Origin of the sequence: Mycolicibacterium tusciae, from assembly GCF_002086795.1 — a bacterium.
Taxonomy (GTDB): domain Bacteria; phylum Actinomycetota; class Actinomycetes; order Mycobacteriales; family Mycobacteriaceae; genus Mycobacterium; species Mycobacterium tusciae.
In genome coordinates this window covers 63,221-83,416 of record NZ_MVIM01000009.1, presented here as the reverse complement: position 1 = coordinate 83,416, position 20,196 = coordinate 63,221, and the positions used below count along the sequence as shown (strand labels likewise).

The 20,196-nt window shown below is 64.7% G+C and carries 13 protein-coding genes; 6 read left to right on the top strand and 7 right to left on the bottom strand.

Annotated features, from left to right (window positions below; translation table 11 throughout):
• Positions 1-20: 20 nt before the first annotated feature.
• A complete protein-coding gene (gene gap, locus BST47_RS17930; protein WP_083127090.1) occupies positions 21-1,037 on the bottom strand; it encodes a type I glyceraldehyde-3-phosphate dehydrogenase in 1,017 nt (338 codons plus the stop codon).
• Positions 1,038-1,343: 306 nt separating this feature from the next.
• On the opposite strand from gap, the gene ppsA reads away from it, so the two are divergent.
• Genes ppsA through BST47_RS17905 form a run of 5 tightly spaced genes read left to right on the top strand, consistent with a single transcriptional unit; the run spans position 1,344 to position 13,636 of the window.
• A complete protein-coding gene (gene ppsA / locus BST47_RS17925) occupies positions 1,344-3,740 on the top strand; it encodes a phosphoenolpyruvate synthase (protein WP_083126918.1) in 2,397 nt (798 codons plus the stop codon).
• On the top strand, positions 3,737-7,414 hold the full coding sequence (gene otsB, locus BST47_RS17920; RefSeq protein WP_083126917.1) for a trehalose-phosphatase: 3,678 nt from the start codon (positions 3,737-3,739) through the stop codon (positions 7,412-7,414). The genes ppsA and otsB overlap by 4 nt, the downstream gene beginning before the upstream one ends.
• Positions 7,414-9,045, top strand: coding sequence for an NAD(P)-binding protein (locus BST47_RS17915; protein ID WP_083126915.1), 1,632 nt, complete (start codon positions 7,414-7,416; stop codon positions 9,043-9,045). Before otsB ends, BST47_RS17915 begins: the two co-directional genes overlap by 1 nt.
• A complete protein-coding gene (nifJ, locus tag BST47_RS17910) occupies positions 9,042-12,626 on the top strand; it encodes a pyruvate:ferredoxin (flavodoxin) oxidoreductase (RefSeq protein WP_083126913.1) in 3,585 nt (1,194 codons plus the stop codon). Before BST47_RS17915 ends, nifJ begins: the two co-directional genes overlap by 4 nt.
• Entirely contained in the window at positions 12,626-13,636 is a 1,011-nt protein-coding gene (locus tag BST47_RS17905) for a dihydroorotate dehydrogenase-like protein (RefSeq protein WP_083126912.1), read from the top strand. Before nifJ ends, BST47_RS17905 begins: the two co-directional genes overlap by 1 nt.
• A gap of 4 nt (positions 13,637-13,640) precedes the next feature.
• Here BST47_RS17905 and BST47_RS17900 read toward each other — a convergent pair whose 3' ends face one another.
• From BST47_RS17900 to BST47_RS17875, 6 genes are all read right to left on the bottom strand, one after another.
• Positions 13,641-14,102 carry a hydrogenase maturation protease gene (locus BST47_RS17900; protein WP_083126910.1) on the bottom strand — a complete coding sequence of 154 codons (462 nt, stop codon included), beginning with the start codon at positions 14,100-14,102 and terminating at the stop codon, positions 13,641-13,643.
• Positions 14,099-15,580 carry a Ni/Fe hydrogenase subunit alpha gene (locus tag BST47_RS17895; protein ID WP_083126908.1) on the bottom strand — a complete coding sequence of 494 codons (1,482 nt, stop codon included), beginning with the start codon at positions 15,578-15,580 and terminating at the stop codon, positions 14,099-14,101. Before BST47_RS17895 ends, BST47_RS17900 begins: the two co-directional genes overlap by 4 nt.
• 14 nt (positions 15,581-15,594) lie before the next feature.
• Positions 15,595-16,212, bottom strand: a complete 618-nt coding sequence (locus tag BST47_RS17890) for an NADH-quinone oxidoreductase subunit B family protein (RefSeq protein WP_083126907.1) — start codon at positions 16,210-16,212, stop codon at positions 15,595-15,597.
• Positions 16,209-16,925 carry a 2Fe-2S iron-sulfur cluster-binding protein gene (locus BST47_RS17885; RefSeq protein WP_083126905.1) on the bottom strand — a complete coding sequence of 239 codons (717 nt, stop codon included), beginning with the start codon at positions 16,923-16,925 and terminating at the stop codon, positions 16,209-16,211. Before BST47_RS17885 ends, BST47_RS17890 begins: the two co-directional genes overlap by 4 nt.
• Positions 16,922-18,733, bottom strand: a complete 1,812-nt coding sequence (locus BST47_RS17880) for an NAD(P)H-dependent oxidoreductase subunit E (protein ID WP_083126904.1) — start codon at positions 18,731-18,733, stop codon at positions 16,922-16,924. The genes BST47_RS17885 and BST47_RS17880 overlap by 4 nt, the downstream gene beginning before the upstream one ends.
• A gap of 235 nt (positions 18,734-18,968) precedes the next feature.
• A complete protein-coding gene (locus tag BST47_RS17875) occupies positions 18,969-19,259 on the bottom strand; it encodes a hypothetical protein (RefSeq protein ID WP_083126902.1) in 291 nt (96 codons plus the stop codon).
• 210 nt (positions 19,260-19,469) lie between these two features.
• On the opposite strand from BST47_RS17875, the gene BST47_RS17870 reads away from it, so the two are divergent.
• On the top strand, positions 19,470-20,141 hold the full coding sequence (locus tag BST47_RS17870; RefSeq protein ID WP_133056225.1) for a hypothetical protein: 672 nt from the start codon (positions 19,470-19,472) through the stop codon (positions 20,139-20,141).
• Positions 20,142-20,196 lie beyond the last annotated feature (55 nt).

Below are 20,196 nucleotides of genomic sequence, written 5' to 3'. Positions count from 1 at the left end.
CTCGCGGTCCTCAAAGATCCTCAGAGAGTTGAGGCGACCAGGTCGGTCAGATCGACGAGGCGGTTCGAGTAGCCCCACTCGTTGTCATACCAGCCGACAATCTTCACCAGGTCACCGCTGACCTTCGTGAGCCCGGAGTCGAAGATGCACGACGACGGGTCGGTCACGATGTCGGAGGAGACGATGGGGTCATCGGTGTAGGTGAGGTAGCGCCCGAGTTCGCCTGCGGCCGCGGCCGCGAAGGCGGCGTTGACGGTTTCAACCGTCGCCGGTTCGCGGACCGTTACGGTGAGGTCGGTCGCCGAGCCGGTGGGCACCGGCACACGAAGTGCGTAACCGTCGAGGCGGCCCTCGAGTTGCGGCAGCACCACGCTGATCGCCCGAGCGGCACCAGTGGACGTCGGCACCACGTTGAGAGCCGCGGCCCTGGCGCGGCGCAGGTCCCGGTGCGGGGCGTCCTGCAGGTTCTGATCCGGGGTGTAGGCGTGAATGGTGGTCATCAGTCCGCGTTCGATGCCGAACACCTCGTCGAGCACCTTCGCCATCGGCGCCAGGCAATTGGTGGTGCAGGACGCGTTCGACACCACGGTCTGGGTACCGTCGTAGTCGCGGTGGTTGACGCCCATCACGACCGTGAGGTCGGCACCCTTCGAGGTGGCGGACACCACCACCTTCTTCGCACCTCCGTGGAGGTGACCCCTGGCCTGCTCGGCGGCGGTGTACCGGCCGGTCGACTCGATGACGACGTCGACACCAAGGTCTCCCCACGGCACTGCCGCAGGCCCGTCGGCGACCGACCAAACCTTGATCCGTCGACTTCCCACTAGCAGGTCATCGCCATCCGCCGACACCTCGTGCGGTAGCCGTCCCAGGACGGAGTCGTACTTGAGGAGATGCGCCAGCGTCGTGATGTCGGTGAGGTCGTTGACCGCCACGATCTCGATGTCGGTGCTGCCGACGGCCCTTTGCACGTCGACCGCACGGAAGAAGTTCCGGCCCACTCGGCCGAAGCCGTTGACGCCAACCCTGATTGCCATGATTGAGTCTCCCTTTTGCATCAGTCGTCCCGGTGCCGCATCAGGCGCCGTGCCGAGTCTGACGACACCCGCCGCCGCGCAATAGAGCACGAGGTCACCGGTTCGTGGATCACGCGATACCGGTCGCAACGCGCTCTGTGACAATCGGACTCGATCCAGACCGCTGATCGGCGGTCGGACCTTTGGGGGTCGCGTGACGTCGTAGCGTCACCCATTCGAGTGACCTTCGGCCCTGTGTACCCACCTACCGAAGTGGGAGGTTGGGCACGTGGGCGGCAGTGGTGCCGTGCGACGAGAGGACACGTCATGGGTACACCTGAATACGTTCGCTTCTTCGAAGACATGGCCATCGATGATGTGCCGCTCGTTGGCGGTAAGAACGCCTCACTCGGCGAGATGTTCCAGAAGCTCTCCGCGCAGGGCGTGCGCGTTCCGCACGGATTCGCCATCACCGCTGCCGCCTATCGCCACATGCTGGACGAGGCCGGGGCGTGGGGCCGCCTGCACGCCGAACTAGACGACATCGACCCTGCCGACGTCGCCGCGCTGGCGCGTAAAGCCAAGCGCGCCCGCGAGATCGTCTACGGCGCCGGACTACCCGACGATCTGGCCGCCGCGATTCTTGACGGATACCGCGCTCTGCAGCGGGAATACGGCGAAGAGGTCAGCCTTGCGGTGCGCAGTTCGGCGACTGCCGAGGACCTGCCGACCGCCAGCTTCGCTGGACAGCAGGATTCGTATCTCAACATCAAGGGCGAACAAAGTCTCCTTGACACCTGCCGACGGTGCTTCGCCAGCCTGTTCACCGACCGGGCGATTCACTACCGAATCGACCAGGGCTTTGACCATTTCAAGGTTTCGCTGTCGATCGGCGTGATGAAGATGGTGCGCTCCGACATCGCGTCATCCGGTGTGATGTTCTCGCTGGACACCGAATCGGGCTTCCGCGACACCGTCTTCATCACCGGCGCCTACGGCCTCGGCGAGAACGTGGTTCAGGGCGCCGTCGACCCGGACGAGTTCTACGTTCACAAGCCGACGTATCTCGCCGGCTGCCGCACCGTCCTCCGGCGCCTGCGCGGCGATAAGGCCGTGAAGATGATCCTCGTCGATGGCGAGACCAAGAACACCACGAGGAACATCCCGACCCCGAAGGCCGACCGCACCCGGTTCTGCCTCACCGATACCGACGTGTTGGAGCTGGCCGGCTATGCCTGCTCGATCGAGGCGCACTACGGCAGGCCGATGGACATCGAGTGGGCCAAGGACGGTCTCGACGGAAAGCTCTACATCGTCCAGGCCCGACCTGAGACGGTGGCCTCCCAGCACAGCGTGACCGCACTGGAAACCTATGTGCTCGAGGGCAAGGGCGAGATCATCACCGAGGGCCGCTCGGTGGGTGAAAGGATCGCCTCGGGTGCGGCAAGAAGGGTCGAGAACCTAACGCAGCTAGCGGCGTTCAAGCCCGGCGAGGTGCTGATTGCCGACACCACCACACCCGATTGGGAGCCGGTCATGAAGACCGCCGCGGCGATCGTCACCAACCGCGGCGGCCGCACCTGCCACGCATCGATCATCGCCCGCGAACTCGGCATCCCCGCTGTGGTGGGCACCGGTGACGCGACCACCTCCGTACCCGACGGCCAGGTGGTGACGGTGTCCTGCGCGGAGGGCGATACCGGCCGGGTATACGAGGGCGCTGTGGGTTTCCACGTGGACCACACCGAAGTCGGCGACCTGGCGCGGCCCCGGACGCAGATCATGCTCAACCTCGGCAACCCCGACCTCGCGTTCAAAACGTCGTTCCTACCGAACGACGGCGTGGGACTGGCCCGCATGGAATTCATCATCAGCGAGTACATCCGGGTGCACCCGCTCGCCCTACTGCACCCGGAGAAGGTGGACGACCCGGACGCACGCCAGACCATCGATCAACTCACTCAGGGTTACACCAATGGCAGTGCGTTCTTCGTCGAGCGGCTCTCCGAGGGAATCGGCACCATCGCCGCCGCCTTCTGGCCCAAGCCCGTCGTGGTGCGGATGTCGGACTTCAAGTCCAACGAGTACGCCAGCCTGATCGGCGGGCAGAGCTTCGAGCCGTCCGAAAGTAACCCGATGATCGGATTCCGCGGCGCCTCCCGCTATGCGCATCCGGCCTACGCCGAGGGCTTCGCGCTGGAATGCCGTGCAATGCAACGGGTTCGCGATGACATGGGCTTGACCAATGTCATCCTCATGCTCCCGTTTGTCCGTCGCATCGCCGAGGCCGACCTGGTCCTGCAGACGATGGCGGAACTGGGCCTGCGGCGAGGCGAGAACGGGCTCAAGGTGTACGCGATGTGCGAGATCCCGAACAACGTGATCCTGATCGACGAATTCGCCAAGCGCTTCGACGGCTTCTCCATCGGCTCCAACGACCTGACCCAGTTGACGCTCGGCGTCGACCGGGACAGCGAGATCGTCGCCTTCGACTACGACGAACGCGACGAGGGCGTCAAGGAGATGATCCGGTTGGCCGTCGATGGTTGCCGCCGCAACGGGATTCACTCCGGGCTGTGCGGACAGGCCCCGTCAGACTATCCGGACATGGCCGATTTCCTGGTCCGGATCGGCATCGACTCGATGAGCCTTAATCCCGACACCGTGGTGAAGACCACCCGCCAGGTCCTGGAGTTGGAACGGCAGCTGGTCCCCGCGCCATGAAGCTGCCGATCACCATCGACCCGCGTCGTCACGACGCGGTGCTCTTCGACCTCGACGGTGCGCTGACCACCGACTCGCCGCTCTACGGGGCGACGGTGGACCTGGCGCGCAAATTGCAGGGCATCGGCATGGCCGCGGCGGCCTATTCGTCGAGCCCGCAATGCCAGCAGGCCCTGAAGGCCGCCGGGATCGACGATCTGTTCCAGGTCTGCGTCGACGGCGTCGCAGGCGAACGCGGGACGGCGGAGAACCCCGATCCCACGGTTCTTTTGGAGTCTGCGCGTCGACTCGGTGTGCGACCTCAGCGGTGTGTCGTCGTCGAGAGTTCCGCCGAAGGCGTGGCCGCAGGACGCGACGGGGGCTTCGGGCTCGTCATCGGTATCCACGGCACCGGACGCGCCGACGAATTGTCCCGCCGCGGCGCCGACGTCGTGCTCGCCGACCTCGACGACGTCGCCGTACGAACCGGCGACAAGCGGATCTCCGAACTCCCGAATGCGCTGGCGTCCTACGGTCAGTTGATCGGCATCACCAGCGCACGCGAGTCGATGCTGTTCCTGGACTACGACGGCACGCTGTCCCCCATCGTCTCGGATCCCGCTGCGGCCAGGCTCGTCGACGGCGCCGCCGAGGCCTTGGAGCTCGTCGCCAAGGTGTGTCCCGTGGCCATCCTGAGCGGTCGCGACCTCGCGGACGTCCGCAGCCGGGTAGGCGTTCCCGGCGTCTGGTACGCAGGCAGCCACGGCTTCGAGTTGACGTCGCCCGACGGCGCCTACCATTGCAACGAGGCTGCTGCCGAGTTCGTCCCTCTCCTCGAGCGCGCCGCCGCGGAACTGAGCCAGAACCTGGAAAAGATTCCGGGAGTACGCGTCGAGCACAAGCGTTTTGCCGTCGCGGTGCACTACCGGGAGGTGGAGCAGGATCGAGTCGGTGAGATCGTCTCTGCCGCACATCAAGTCGGGGCAAAGGCGGGCCTGCGGGTGACCGGTGGGCGGATGCTCGTGGAGTTGCGGCCCGACCTCGACTGGGACAAGGGCACCACCTTGGCGTGGATCCGCGACCAGATCGACGCCGCCGGCTCGCTGCTGCCGATCTACATCGGCGATGACCTGACCGACGAGGACGCCTTCGACGCGGTCAAGTTCGACGGCATCGGGATCGTCGTCGGACACGATGAGGACGGCGACCGCAAGACGGCTGCCCACTTCACCCTGCAGAGTCCGGATCAGGTGCGCGAGTTCATGCAGCGCGGGTCGCAGTGGCTGGCCTACAAGCACCAGGTCTCAGGTGAGGCGTGGGATTACGTCTTCGACGGCTACGACCCGACGAACGAAAAGCTCCGTGAGGCGTTGTGCACGTTGGGAAACGGCTACTTCGCCACCCGGGGAGCAGCGCCCGAGTCGAAGGCCGGGCAGGTGCACTACCCGGGCACCTACGCGGCCGGGGTGTTCAACCGGCTCGTCGACAACGTGGCGGGAACCGAGATCGACAACGAGAGCCTGGTCAATCTTCCCAACTGGCTGTCGTTGACCTTCCGCATCGACGGCGGCAGTTGGTTCGACATCGATGCGGTCACCGTGCTGTCGTACCGGCAGAGGCTGGATCTTCGCGGGGCGGTGCTGCATCGGGAGGTACGCTTCCGCGACGACGCAGGCCGGACGAGCTCCCTGAGGCAACGACGGTTCGTGGCGATGCACCTGCCCCACGTCGGCGCCCTCGAGACGAGGATCTTCGCCGAGGACTGGTCGGGGACAATCGAATTCCGGTCGACGGTGGACGGCAATGTGACGAACTCCCTCGTCGAGCGTTATCGGGACCTGGCCAGCGAGCATCTCGGGTCGCCGGTCACCCGCGAAATCTCGAACAACTCAGTCCTGCTGACCGTCCAGACCAACCAGTCCCACATCCCCGTCGCCATGGCCGCGCGTAACGCCGCGCTGCGCGACGGTGAACCCGTCCCCGCGACATTTCAGCTGTTCAATCTCGACGCCGAGATCGGTCACGACATCGCTGTTCAGCTGTCGGCCGGAGAGTCGGTGACGATCGAGAAGGTCGTGACCGTCTACACAGGCCGGGACGTGGCTACCTCCGAACCCGGCGTCGACGCGCAGCGTTGGGTCGGCAGGCTCGCCGGGTTCGCCGAACTGCTCGACGGGCATCGAACCGCCTGGACGCATCTGTGGGAGCGGTTGTCCATCGAGTTCGACGACTTCACCGACGAAGTGCGGATTCTGCGGTTGCATCTGCTGCACCTGCTGCAGACGGTCTCACCGAACACCGCCGACCTCGACGCCGGGGTGCCGGCCCGCGGACTGCATGGTGAGGCGTATCGCGGCCACATCTTCTGGGACGAGTTGTTCATCTTCCCGGTACTCAACCTGCGAATTCCGACGGTCACCCGGTCCCTGCTCGGCTACCGCTACCGGCGCTTGCCGGAAGCCAGGAACGCCGCCCGCGCGGCAGGCCATACCGGGGCGATGTTTCCCTGGCAGTCCGGCAGCGACGGTCGCGAGGAAAGTCAACGGCTGCACCTGAATCCACGCAGCGGCCACTGGAACCCGGATGCCAGCGCTCGCGCGCACCACATCGGTATCGCGGTCGCCTACAACGCGTGGAAGTTCTATCAGGTCACCGGTGACCTCGCCTACCTGATCGACTACGGTGCCGAACTGCTGACCGAGATCGCGCGGTTCTTCGTCAGCTTGGCCACCTACGACGACGAGCGCGCACGCTTCAGCATCAAGGGCGTCATCGGCCCCGACGAGTTCCATTCCGGCTATCCCGACGCTCCCTACGACGGCATCGACAACAACGCGTACACCAACGTCATGGCGGTCTGGGTCATCATGCGCGCCATCGACGCACTGAACCTGCTGCCGCTGCCGAACCGCCTGGATCTGATGGAGACCCTAGGCCTCAGCAGTGCCGAGCTCGCGCACTGGAACGACGTCAGCCGACGGATGTTCGTCCCGTTTCACGACGGTGTGATCAGCCAATTCGAGGGCTATGGCGACTTGGCGGATCTGGATTGGGACCGCCTGCGCAGCCAATACGGCAACATCCAACGGCTGGACCGCATCCTGGAGGCCGAGCACGACGACGTGAACCGCTATAAAGCGTCCAAACAAGCCGACGCGCTGATGTTGCTGTACCTGCTGTCGGCGGACGAGCTGCGTGAGCTGCTCACCCGGCTCGGTTATCGCTTCACCCCGGAACAGGTACCGAAGATGGTGGACTACTACCTGGCCCGCACCTCGCACGGATCGACGCTCAGTGGTGTCGTGCACACTTGGGTGCTGGCCAGAGCCAACCGCGACCGGGCCATGGAGTTCTTCACCCAGGCGTTGAAGGCCGACGTCTCCGACATCCAGGGCGGCACCACATCCGAAGGCATTCATCTGGCGGCCATGGCTGGAACCGTCGACCTGATGCAGCGGTGTTTCACCGGGCTGGAAACCCGGTCCAACCGCATCATCCTCTCGCCACACTGGCCGGAAAGCCTCGGCGTGCTGGCGATACCGATCCTCTACCGCGGCCTGCACCTGCACCTGCGGGTCAGCGGGAAGGGCGTGATCATCAGCGTTGATCCGCGCAACGCCGCCGGGGTCGAAGTGGAGTGCCACGGCAAGGTCGTCGAGCTGATGCCCGGCACCACCGTCCGATTCCCCGGCTGATGGCTGATTTCAGAGACTTAACCCCGCTCCCTGACCTCAGCCAGGGGCATGCCCGGGCAGGTCCCGTGCGCGAACACCGGCCCGTCTACCTCGATCTGATGCCGCCGTGCAATGCCGGTTGCCCGGCCGGCGAGAACATCCAGGCCTGGCTGGCGCATGCCACTGCCGGTCGGCACGAAGCCGCGTGGCGTCAACTCGTCACCGACAACCCGTTCGCCGCAATCCACGGTCGGGTGTGCTACCACCCGTGTGAAACCGTCTGCAACCGTGCCTATCTCGACACCTCGGTGTCGATCCATTCGGTGGAACGATTCCTCGGCGACCTGGCCTGGGAGCGGGGCTGGATGTTCGAACCACCGCCCACCCGAACCGGTAAGCGGGTCCTGGTCATCGGCGCGGGGCCGAGCGGTCTGTCCGCCGCCTACCAATTGGCGCGCATGGGCCACGAAGTCGAGATCCGCGATGCAGGTGCCGCGCCCGGCGGGATGATGCGGTACGGCATCCCGAGCTACCGACTCCCCCGGGACGTGCTGGACGACGAACTGAACCGGGTCGCGGAGATGGGCGTGCGGCTGACCTGTAACCATCGGGTCGATGACCTCGCGGCCGAGCGAGACGAGGGCGGCTTCGATGCGGTGTTCGTAGCCATCGGCGCACATCTGGCCAAACGAGTCGACATCCCGGCCCGCGATGCAGGCACGATGGTCGATGCGGTGTCATTCCTACGCACCGTCGCCTCAGGCCAGAAGCCGGCCATCGGACGGCATGTCGCGGTCTACGGCGGCGGCAACACCGCGATGGACGCAGCCCGCGTGGCCCGGCGCCTCGGTGCCGAGGACGCGGTGATCGTCTACCGACGCACCCGCGACCAGATGCCCGCCCACCCCGAGGAAGCCGAGGATGCCGAACGCGAGGGCATCCGGATCAACTGGCTGCGGACGATAACGGCATTCGACGGCCCCGAATTGCAGGTTGAGGTCATGGAACTCGACGATTCGGGCCACCCGCGGCCGACCGGGCGTTTCGAGACACTGTCCGCCGACACGCTGATCATGGCGATCGGCCAGGAAACGGAATCGGCCTTTATGCGGACCCTTCCCGGCGTGGAGTTCGAGACCGACGGCAGCGTGCGTGTCTCGCCGTCATTGATGACCGGTTGTCCCGGCGTGTTCGCCGGTGGCGACATGGTGCCCAGTGAGCGCACCGTCACTGTCGGTGTCGGTCACGGCAAGAAGGCGGCCCATCACATCGACGCCTGGCTGCGGGGGACGCAGGTCGAAAGACCCCCGAAACACCCGACCGCCACCTTCGACACGCTGAACCTGTGGTACTTCGGGGACACCGCTCAACGTCAGCAGCCCGAACTCGAACCGCTTGTGCGCATCGAGAATTTCGACGAAGTCGTCGGCGGGCTGTCCCCCGACGAGGCGGTCTACGAGGCGGGGCGATGTCTGTCGTGCGGGAACTGCTTCGAATGCGACGGCTGCCTGGGCGCCTGCCCCGAAGACGCGGTGATCAAACTCGGAGTCGGACACCGCTATGAGTTCGACTACGACAAGTGCACGGGGTGTGGCATCTGCTTCGATCAGTGCCCCGTACACGCCATCGAGATGTTCCCGGAGCCAACATGACCCGCGCAACGGTGGACGGCAACGAGGCAACCGTCTCGGTCGCCTACCGGCTCAACGAAGTGTGCTGCATCTACCCGATCACACCGTCGTCACCGATGGCCGAATTCGCCGACGAATGGTCCAGCGCACAGCGAGCCAACGTGTGGGGGAACGTCCCCACCGTGGTCGAAATGCAAAGCGAGGGCGGTGCGGCGGGCGCCCTGCACGGGTCGCTGCAGAGCGGTGCGTTGACGACGACATTCACCTCGTCACAAGGCCTGCTGCTGATGATTCCGAACATGTACAAAATCGCCGGCGAACTGACCTCGGCCGTCATCAATGTGGCCGCGCGATCCATTGCAGCCCAGGGCTTGTCGATCTTCGGCGACCATTCCGACGTGATGGCGGTGCGCCAGACGGGATTCGCGTTGCTAGGTTCGGCATCAGTTCAGGAAGCTCACGACCTGGCACTCGTCGCGCAGGCGGCGACGCTGACGACACGGATACCCTTCGTCCACTTCTTCGACGGATTCCGAACCTCCCACGAGATCAACACCATTGAGACGCTGACCGACGACGATCTGCGGGCGTTGGTACCCGAAGAACTGGTGCACGCGCATCGCGGACGGGCGCTGACCCCCGACCGGCCCTTCATCCGCGGAACCGCCCAGAACCCGGACGTCTACTTCCAGGCCCGCGAAACGGTAAACCCGTTCTACGCGCGGGTCCCGGATGTGGTCGAGAGCCTGATGGCCCGCCTCGGCGAGCGCACCGGCCGGACGATGCACATCGTCGACTACGAGGGCCACCCCGAGGCGGAACGCGTTCTGGTGCTGATGGGTTCGGGTGCCGAGACAGTCAAGCAGACCGTGGGTGCACTCGTCGAACGCGGCGAACGGGTCGGCGTGGTACAGGTGCGGTTGTACCGGCCGTTCCCCACGCGAGCACTCCTAGACACATTGCCGACGTCGGTGCGCACTATTGGGGTGCTGGACCGCACCAAGGAGCCCGGCTCGATCGGCGAGCCCTTGTATCTGGACGTCGTCGCGGCGCTCGCGGAGGAATGCGCCGACGGCGAACGACCGGTGATGCCACGGGTGACGGGGGGACGTTACGGCCTGTCCTCCAAGGAGTTCACCCCCGCCATGGTTGCCGGCGTGTTCGCCGAACTCGCCCGCGAGCAGCCGCGGCGGCGGTTCACCATCGGCATCGACGACGACGTCTCCGGGTCCAGCATCGATTACGACCCGTCGTTCGATATCGAGTCGCCGGATACCGTCGGCGCGATCTTCTTCGGGCTGGGTTCGGACGGTACCGTCAGCGCGAACAAGAACACCATCAAGATCCTCGGAGCCGAAGATGATCTGCACGCGCAGGCCTACTTCGTCTACGACTCCAAGAAGTCGGGATCGCAGACCGAATCGCACCTGCGCTTCGGGCCGCATCCCATCCGGGCCCCCTACCTGGTGACCGCGGCCAATTTCGTCGGCTGCCATCAATTCCGGTTCCTCGACAAGGTCGATGTGCTGGGTCGGGCCGCCCCCGGCGCGACGCTGCTGCTCAACTGCAGGCTGCGTGCTACCAAGGTCTGGGACGCGCTGCCGCGGCGATTACAGGAACAGATCCTGGACAAGCGGATCACGCTCTACACCGTCGACGCCGACCGGATCGCGCGCGAGGCCGGGCTGGCCGGCCGCATCAACATCGTGCTGCAAACCTGTTTCTTCGCGATCTCGGAGGTGCTGCCGCGCGAGCGGGCCATCGCGAGGATCAAGGAATCGGTTGAGAAGACGTACGGTAACCGCGGCGCCGACGTGGTGGCCAAGGAGCTGGCGGCGATGGACGGCGCCGTGGCCGGGTTGCAGCGGATCGAGATACCCGCCTTCGTCACCTCCACCCGCATACCGGCACCGTTGGTGCCCGAGTCGGCGCCGGAGTTCGTCCGCACCGTTACCGCGGAGATGATGGCCGGACGCGGAAATCTACTGCCGGTCAGCGCACTTCCGGTGGACGGCACCTACCCGAGCGGCACGACGGCCTACGAGAAGCGCAATATCTCCGACCTGGTGGCGGTGTGGGATCCAGACAGCTGCATCCAGTGCGGCAACTGCGCGTTCGTGTGCCCGCACAGTGTGATCCGGTCCAAGTTCTATGACAAGTCACAACTGACCGGGGCGCCGGAGGAGTTCGACTCCGCGCCGCTGGACGCCGTCGGCCTGCCCAACGCCCGGTTCTCGCTGCAGGTGTACGTCGAGGACTGTACGGGCTGCGGCTTGTGCGTCGAGGCCTGCCCGGTCGTCATTCCCGGCCCCGCCGTCACCAAGGCGATCAACCTCGGTCCCGCCGAGCCGCGGGTGGCCGCCGAGCGCAAGAACATCGATTTCTTCGAATCGCTGCCGACCAACGACCGCTCGCGGGTGGACTTCGGCACCGTGCGTGGAACGCAATTCCTCGAGCCGCTTTTCGAGTTCTCAGGTGCATGCGCGGGTTGCGGCGAGACTCCGTACCTCAAACTGCTCTCCCAGCTGTTCGGAGACCGGCTCATGGTCGCCAACGCGACCGGCTGCTCGTCCATCTACGGCGGCAGCCTGCCCACCACTCCCTGGACCACCGACGCCGACGGGCGGGGCCCAGCCTGGTCGAACTCACTGTTCGAGGACAACGCTGAGTTCGGGCTCGGACTGCGCTTGGCCAGCGACGCACATGTCCAGCTGGCCCGGCGACGGCTGGCCGAACTGCGCGACCCGCTCGGCGCCGATCTCGTCGACGACATCCTGGCGGCGCCCCAGCTGCGGGAGTCGGAGTTGGCTGCGCAACGAGAGCGGGTGACCGAGCTGAAACACCGCCTCGGGGGCCTTGATCCGGCTGTCACCGCTGACCTGCTCAGCGTGGTGGACCAGCTCGTCCGGCGCAGCGTGTGGATCGTGGGCGGCGACGGGTGGGCGTACGACATCGGTTCCGGCGGGCTCGACCACGTGTTGGCGACCGGGCACAACGTCAACGTGTTGGTTCTCGACACCGAGGTCTACTCGAACACCGGCGGCCAGATGTCCAAAGCGACGCCACTCGGTGCGGTTGCCAAGTTTGCTTCCGCGGGCAAGACGGTGCCGACGAAAGACCTTGCGCTGCAGGCGATCGCCTACGGACACGTCTACGTCGCCAAGGTCGCCATGGGCGCCGACCCGCAGCACACGCTGCAGGCCTTCCGTGAGGCGGAGGCGTACGACGGACCGTCGCTGGTCATCGCCTACAGCCAGTGCATCGCGCATGGCATCGACATGCGTCTCGGGATGGACCAGCAGTACCGCGCGGTCGCCAGCGGGCATTGGCCGTTGCTGCGCTATGACCCGGTGCTGCATGGCGCAGGAAGGAACCCTTTTTTGCTCGACTCCCACCGTCCGCGAATTTCACTCGACGATTACCGCAAGCGGGAATTGCGATACCGCTCACTCGCGAACGCCGATCCGGTCGAGTACGAACGGTTGCTCGGTATGGCCGAGCAGGCGAACGCACAGCGCTGGAATGTCTACGAGGAGATGGCTTCCCAGCCCGACGAACCGGGTCCTGAACACTTCCACCCCGACGCCCGAAGGGAGCCCTGATGGAACTGACGACCCGCTACCTGGGCCTGGACTTGCGTAACCCCCTGGTCGCGTCGGCGTCTCCGCTGTCGAACACCGTCGACGGCGTCAGGCGCCTTGCCGACGCGGGAGTCGGTGCGGTGGTGCTCTATTCATTGTTCGAGGAGCAACTACGCCGCCAGGCCGACGAGAATACGCGCCTCACCGTCGCAGGCACGGAGAGCTTCGCCGAATCGCTGTCTTACTTCCCGGAAGCCGCAGGAGCGGACCACGGCGAACGTCCATATCTGAGCCTGCTCGAACGCTCAGCGGCAGCCGTCTCGATTCCCGTGATCGGCAGCATCAACGGAAGCACCGCCGGCAGTTGGGCCGCCTACGCCCGGTCGATGCAAGAATGTGGCGCGGCCGCCATCGAATTGAACATCTACACCCTGCCTGGCGATGCGCACATCTCCGGCACTGAAGTCGAACAGCGTCACCTCGACATCCTGGCACGGGTCAAGGACGTGGTGACCGTGCCGGTGGCGGTGAAACTCAGCCCGTACTTCAGCGCGACCGCCGACATGGCCCGGCGCCTGGACCTCGCCGGCGCGGACGGGTTGGTGCTGTTCAACCGATTCCTGCAGCCCGACATCGATCCCGAAACCCTGGCGGTGGCGCCCGGGATCTCGTTGTCACGAGCGTCGGAGACTCTCCTACCCTTGACGTGGATTGCCCTGCTGCACGGCCGGATCGATGCTTCGCTGGCCGCGACCACCGGCGTCGAGGGTTCGGAGGAGCTGATCAAGTACCTCTTGGCCGGCGCGGATGTGGTGATGACCGCGTCAGCACTGCTGCGGCACGGTCCCGACTACGCCGCCGTGATGCTCGACGGGTTGTCCCGCTGGATGGGGCGCAAGGAATACACCGCGGTGGACGACTTCCGCGGCCTGCTGGCCGTCCCCGTCGGTGCCGACGAAGTCGCGCGTGAACGCGGGGACTACGTCAGCGCGCTGCGGCGGGCCAACGGTGCCGACTCCGGGCCCTGGTGACCGGTCACAACCGATGCTCCCCACGAAGATGGGCTTTCGCACCGTCCAAGTTGCGCTGCGCCGCGGGAGTCAACCCCATTGCGAGTTCGAACTCGTATCCCCTGATCGCGAGGACGTACACCTCCGGCAGGCGCTGAAAACACTGCTGGCAGGTCGCCATGATGGCGGGGATCGAGATGGCGTGCGACGTGAAGCTGAAGTCCATGCGGGGCATTGGGCGACCCAAGGTGAATGATTCCACCGAAGCCTCTTTGGTGGCATCGACGAACAACACCCGTTTCTTGTTGCTGATCAGTTCGGCGTCCTCCAGCAGAAGCTGATAGCCCCGCTGCATCTCCGCGCTCGAGCAAAGACCCTGCGCCTGAAGCCAATCGACGAACGCCCAGCCCAAGCCGTCATCCTGGCGACCTACGTTGCCAATACCATAGATCAGACAGGAGTCGTTGTCGAAATCGTCGAGTCTCATGAACCTGATGCCGAGCGGACACGTTCGTTGATCACTAATCCCGCCGGATCGCGGACAGTCACGATCAGCGGCATCTGGCCGAAGGCGTGCGTCGCACAACTCAGGCAGGGATCGAAGGCACGGATTCCGACTTCGATCGCGTTCATCATCCCTTCGGTGATCTCGGCGCGACCCACCAGGTAGTCCTCGGCCACCGAGCGCACCGTACGGTTTAGAACCTGATTGTTGTGTGTCGTGGCCACAATGAGATTGGCGAAGGTGATGTCCCCGTCCGGACCGGCGCGGTAGTGATGAAGCAACGTGCCGCGAGGCGCTTCGACGACACCGACACCCTCGCCGACCCAAGCGCCCGCCGCGGGCGTGACGATGAGGTCCTCGTTCTGCAGATCGGGGTCGCGCAGCAATTGTTCGATCAGTTCCGCGGCGTGGAGCACCTCGATGGTCCTCGCCCAGTTGGTGTGCAGCGTCATGTTGTTGGGTGCGCCGCCGGTGTAGGCGTGGAACCGCTCCAGCGCGTCCTGAGCGCGCGGAGTCGACAGCGTCTTGGTCACGTTCATCCGCGCGAGCGGGCCCACCCGGACCGAGCCCTTCTCCCTGCCGAGCTCCTTGAGGAAGGGGAACTTCATGTAGCTCCACTCTTCGACGGCTTCCGAAAAGTGATCGAGGTAGTCGTGATAATCGAATTCACTGACGATGCGCTTGTTCTCGTCGACGATGCGCAGGGCCCCGTGGTAGTAGTCCACGTTGCCGTCGGCGTCGACCAGGGACATGTTGAGCGCGGGAACGGTGGCGAACCCGTCCACCGCGCTTCGGTTCTTTTCATGGAAGTCGTAGAACAGGCGAAGCCCGTCCTGTGCGTAGTCGATGATCTCGTCGACCGACGGGAGTCCCTCCTCACCGTTGAGCAGACGGTCGCATTCGGCGCGGCTCAAGTTCTTGTCGACGCCTCCGGGCACCGAGTTGATGCCGTGCATCCTTCTGCCGAAGACGGTCTTGATGACCTCCTGGCCCCACTTGCGCAGCATGATCACTCTTCGCATCAGCGCCGGGTCGGCCTCGATGAGGCCGAGAAGATTGCGCTGCTCGGGCGCGGCATCCATCCCGAACATCATCTCGGGGACCACTAAGTAGAAGTATGCGGTCGCATGAGACTGCAGCATCTGCGCGTAATGGCCGAGCCGACGGATCTTCTCCGCTGTCCGTGTTATTGCGACTTCTGAGTTCACGCCGGCGCCGATCATGTCGTCGAGCACTTTGGCGCCAGACAGGTGGTGACTGACGAAGCAGATTCCGCAGATGCGCTGCATCAGCATCGGCGCCTCCCAGAACGGGTGGCCCTGAACGAACTTTTCGAATCCGCGGAACTCGACGACATGCAGCCTGGCGTCGACGACGTTGCCGTCGTCGTCGAGGTTCACGGTTACCTTGCCGTGGCCCTCGATGCGGGTAACGGGGTCGATGACGAGCTTTCTGCTCACGCGAAGCCTCCGAGTCAGTCGTAGTGATTGAGCGAGCGGGGCAGCGCAACTGGACGACCATGTATCAGATCCTCGAGCACGGTGAAGATGGCATCGGCATCCGGTGGACAGCCGGGGATGAAGTAGTCCATCTTGACCACTTCGTGGCAGGGGTGGACCTTGGTGGTGATTCGGGGGATGTCCGGGTGGCAGGGGATGACGGGTTCGGCACCGGGAACGGCGGTCGGCGAGTTGACATACGCCTCAGCCAAGCAATCCTTCAGCTCGAAGACATTACGCATCGCCGGGACGCCGCCCCAGACGGCGCAGGCTCCGACGGAGATCAGGATGTCGCAGTTGTTCCGGAAATGTCGCAGCGTTTCGATGTTCTCCTCATTCGCGACACCACCTTCGATGAAGCCGATTGCGCAACGCTCGGTGATTCTCTTGATATCAGTGAGCGAGGACCGGTGGATGGTGACCTTCGTCAAGAGTGGAACGATCCGCTCATCCATGTCCAGAAAGGACAACGTGCATCCCCAGCAGCCGCACAAGCCGATCATTGCCACGTTGATCTTGCCCTCGCGAGCCGCCGATAACGCCGGATCTGCTGGCGCCGAGGGGAGTTCGTCCGATCTGGTCTCGTCCGTCACGGCGCGTCCGATCCGTCTGCCTGGTCGAGTGCCCGATCGCGGACGGATTTCACTTCGTACTTGCGTCGGCCGATCGGGACGTCGAATCCGACCCGTTTCTCGAGGATGGCGCCGACGGGACAAATCTCGACGGCATAGCGGACCTGCTCGGCCGGCATCGCGTTGGCACGGTCGGCATCGACTTCGATCCGGGACTCGGCGCCGCGGTGGCTGATGCTGAAGATCTTCTGGCCGGTTGCTTCGTCGCGGACGAATTCGACGCAGCGCTGGCAGAAGATGCAACGGTCGCGCTCCAGCCAGATCCGTTCGGCCGCGTGTTCGCGCTCTCGGACCGGGAACCGGTACGGGAAGCGTGACACCAGCATGTCCAGCTCGTAACCGACCGCCTGCAGCGTGCAGCGCCCGCTCTTCTCACAACTGGGACAGTTGTGGTTGCCTTCGGTGAACAGCAGTTCTACCAGAGCTTTTCGCATATCGGCTGTTTCCGGTTCGTCGACCTCGACCGTCATCCCGTCCGAGACGGCGACCGTACACGCCGTGACCACAGCGCCGTTCACCTTCACCGAGCACACCCGGCATGTCCCAAGGCACGGCTTGTCTCTGAGATAGCACAGTGTCGGGATGTACACACCGGCGTCGGCGGCGACATCGACCAGGGTTGCGCCCTCCTCGGTCGACACCGATACTCCATCGATCTCGATTCGGATGGTCATGTCGTCTCACCCGACTGCAGTTCGATCCGTGCCTTCTCGTGCCCGGCCAGCGCGGCATCGAGGTCGAACGATGCCAGCAGGGTGTGTTCCTTGGTGCGCAACCTTTGCCGATAGATCTCGGGGAACTTCTCGAGTGTGGTCAGGATGGGATTGGCCGCAGTCGCCCCGAGGCCGCACCGACTGGTCGCCTGCACCAGGGCACCCCACCGGGCCACCTCGTCGAGATCCTTTGGTACCGCGTCTCCTGCGATGACGAGTTCGACCTTGTCGTGCAGATCCACGGTGCCCGCCCGGCAGGGCACACAGATGCCGCAGGATTCGTCGGCGAAGAACTTGGAGTAGTCCTTGACGCAGTCCAGCAGGTCACGGGTCGAATTGAAGATGGTGACCGCCCCGTTGCACGGGATGTCCTCGTACGCAATGCGGCGTCGGCCGTCAGCCGCTACCGACACGCACTCCCCCGATGGCCCGCTGATCTGGACCGCGCGGGCGTCGGCCGCACCGACCATGGTCAGCACCTCATCGAGGGTGATGCCCCACTCGACCTCATACACTCCCGGACGATTGCAGTCCCCGGCGACGCTCAACAGGCGGGCGCCCGCGGAGTCGGGGGTACCCATGCGGCGGAACCATTCGGCGCCTTCTTCCATGACGCGGGTTGCGGCAGCCAAGGTCTCGACGTTGTTGACGCTGGTCGGTTTGCCGAGGTAGCCCTCTCGAACGGGGAAGGGCGGTTTCAGCCGGGGGGTGCCCCGATTGCCTTCGCAGGACTCGATCAGCGCAGACTCTTCACCACAGACGTAGGAACCGGCACCCATCTGGATGCGGATGTCGAAGTCGAATCCCGATCGCCCGCCGACGCTGTGTCCGAGTAACCCGTCGTCCCGAAGTTGCTGAAGCTGGCCTTCCAAATAGCGCCTCAGATAGACGTATTCAGCACGGAGATAGACGATTCCGCGAGAACTGCCGATCGCGTAGGCCGCGATGACCATCCCCATGAAGACGTCTTTCGGCGATCGGGTCAGGAGCGCGCGGTCTTTGAACGTGCCCGGTTCCCCCTCATCTGCGTTGCAGATGATGTACTTCTCGTCGCCAGGCGCGTCCCTGCACAACTGCCACTTCAATCCCGTTCGAAACCCTGCACCGCCGTAGCCCCGCAGCCCGGACTCGGTGACAACGCCGATGGCCTGCTCGGGCGTACCGGCGAGGCAGTTCTTGAGCAACGTTTGGTAATCCGGCTCGCCGCGGAAGAACACGGGGCCCCGCGTGTGGACATTGGACTCCACCAGAGCCTCGACGTAGGCGATGCCATCGTCGGGCAGCCCCTCAGGGTTGGCGATATCGGCGGCGGCTTTACCCGTTTTCAACTGCGCGATGATGTCTGCGACGGTGTCGGGCGTCAGTCGGGTGAACACCACGCTGTCGACCATCATCGCCGGTTCCTGATCGCTGAGCCCGATACACGGCGTTTCGAACAGACCGAATATCCCATCCGCGTCGGTCTCCCCGAAGCGCGCCCCGGTCTGGCGCTCGAGCGCATCGTAGACCGCTTGAAATCCGTTCATCTTGGCAATCACGGTGTTGCTCAAGTAAATCCGGTGGCGTCCGGCCGGCGTGCTGTGGAAGAAGTGATAGAAGGAAGCCGTCTCCACGATGTCCAACGGAGTCCGATTCAACGCAACCGCCATCTGCGGCAGATGCTCGGCGGGGATGTAGCCGTACAAGTGCTGGACATCCCACAGGATATCGATCAGCCGCGTTCCGTCGTAGCGGTAGCGCCGCAGGACGGTGTCGATATCTGCGTTCATCTAGCAGCGTTCGCCCGTGCGGATCCGATTGACGCGATCGCCATCTGAAACTCCTCTCGGCCATCGACCGATGTCCCGGGGCGGACCCGCCGCGCTACGTCAGCCGTCAGCTTGGCTACACCAAAGAAACAGCGGTGCCGCTGATATCGGCGCCAATCCGCTGTCCCGACTGCCGGCGCAGCGTCCACCATTCACGATAGTGGCCACGGCGCGGAGCGGCGGGCTTGCGAGCGATCTACTTCTTGTCGCCGTCGGACTTGGTCAGGGCCCGTTCGGCGCTGTGGATCAGGTCGCGGTTGAGTTGAAACTGGGCGGCGACGAGCTTGTCAGCCAGTTCGACCGCGGCATCAACGATCTTCGTGCGTAGCGGTTCGACGGCCTGCGGTACCGCCTCGTCGACCGTTTGACGGAATGCCCGCAAGGCCTCGGCCGCAGCGTGCTGGCCGACCTTGGCCGCATCGCGAACATCGTCGAGCAAGTCGATCGAATGGGATGTCGCTTGCTGCGACTCAACTGCCTGAACCATGTGGAACCTCTCATCGTGGGATCGTTACCGCTGTCGACGCTATTGATCGCCGAGGCCGGCCACTACCGACGAAGGTCCCCCCGCGAGTGACGATGGTCCCTTCGTGGCTGTCCGGCTCCACGTGCGTTTTCGGCACCAACGTCACGTTGCCTGCTGGGCGGGGACCATGGACCCTAGGTCTGTCCGGCCTGCCCGTCGACCATGGACCTCATGACCACCTCTGATTACGGGCCACTTCTCATCGACTCGGCGATGCCCGCCTACGACGCCGTGATTGCCGAGCACATGGTGGTAGCGGCCGGTCCGGCTGCAACATTCGCCGCGGCACGCGAACTCGACCTACTCACCGTTCACTCGCCGCTGCTGGACGCGTCGATGTGGATACGAGGGCTGCCGGCCCGACTCACGGGCCACGCTGTGCCGACCGCGCCCAAGATCATCATCGCCACGGACATGGGACTGCCGGGCTGGACGTTCCTCGGCGAACGCTCGAACCGCGAGATCGCCTTCGGCGCCATCGGCAGATTCTGGAAGCCCACCATCGAGTGGCTCGATGTGCCGGTCGCTGACTTCCGTGGTTTCAACGAACCTGGTTGGGGAAAGATCGCCGCGAACTTCTCCGTGCTGCCCTACGGCACCTCTGCGACGCTGCTCACTTACGAATGTCGCACGGTGACAACAGATCCCGACTCCCGTCGCCGGTTTCTGCGCTACTGGCGCCTGATCCGGCCGTTCGTCGGCCACGTCCTGCGGGCCACCCTTCGACAGATCGCGGCCAATGCCGAAGGGTCCTCAGCACCCGACACCTCCGCGTTGGGCGTGGGACTTAAGGCTGATGATCAGGGACCAAAGCCTCCTCAGCGCCGTGAGTCACATCCATAGCCTCAGTCACGAGAGGCGATTTCACGCCCCCGGTACCCGGCGCTTGGAGCGAAAA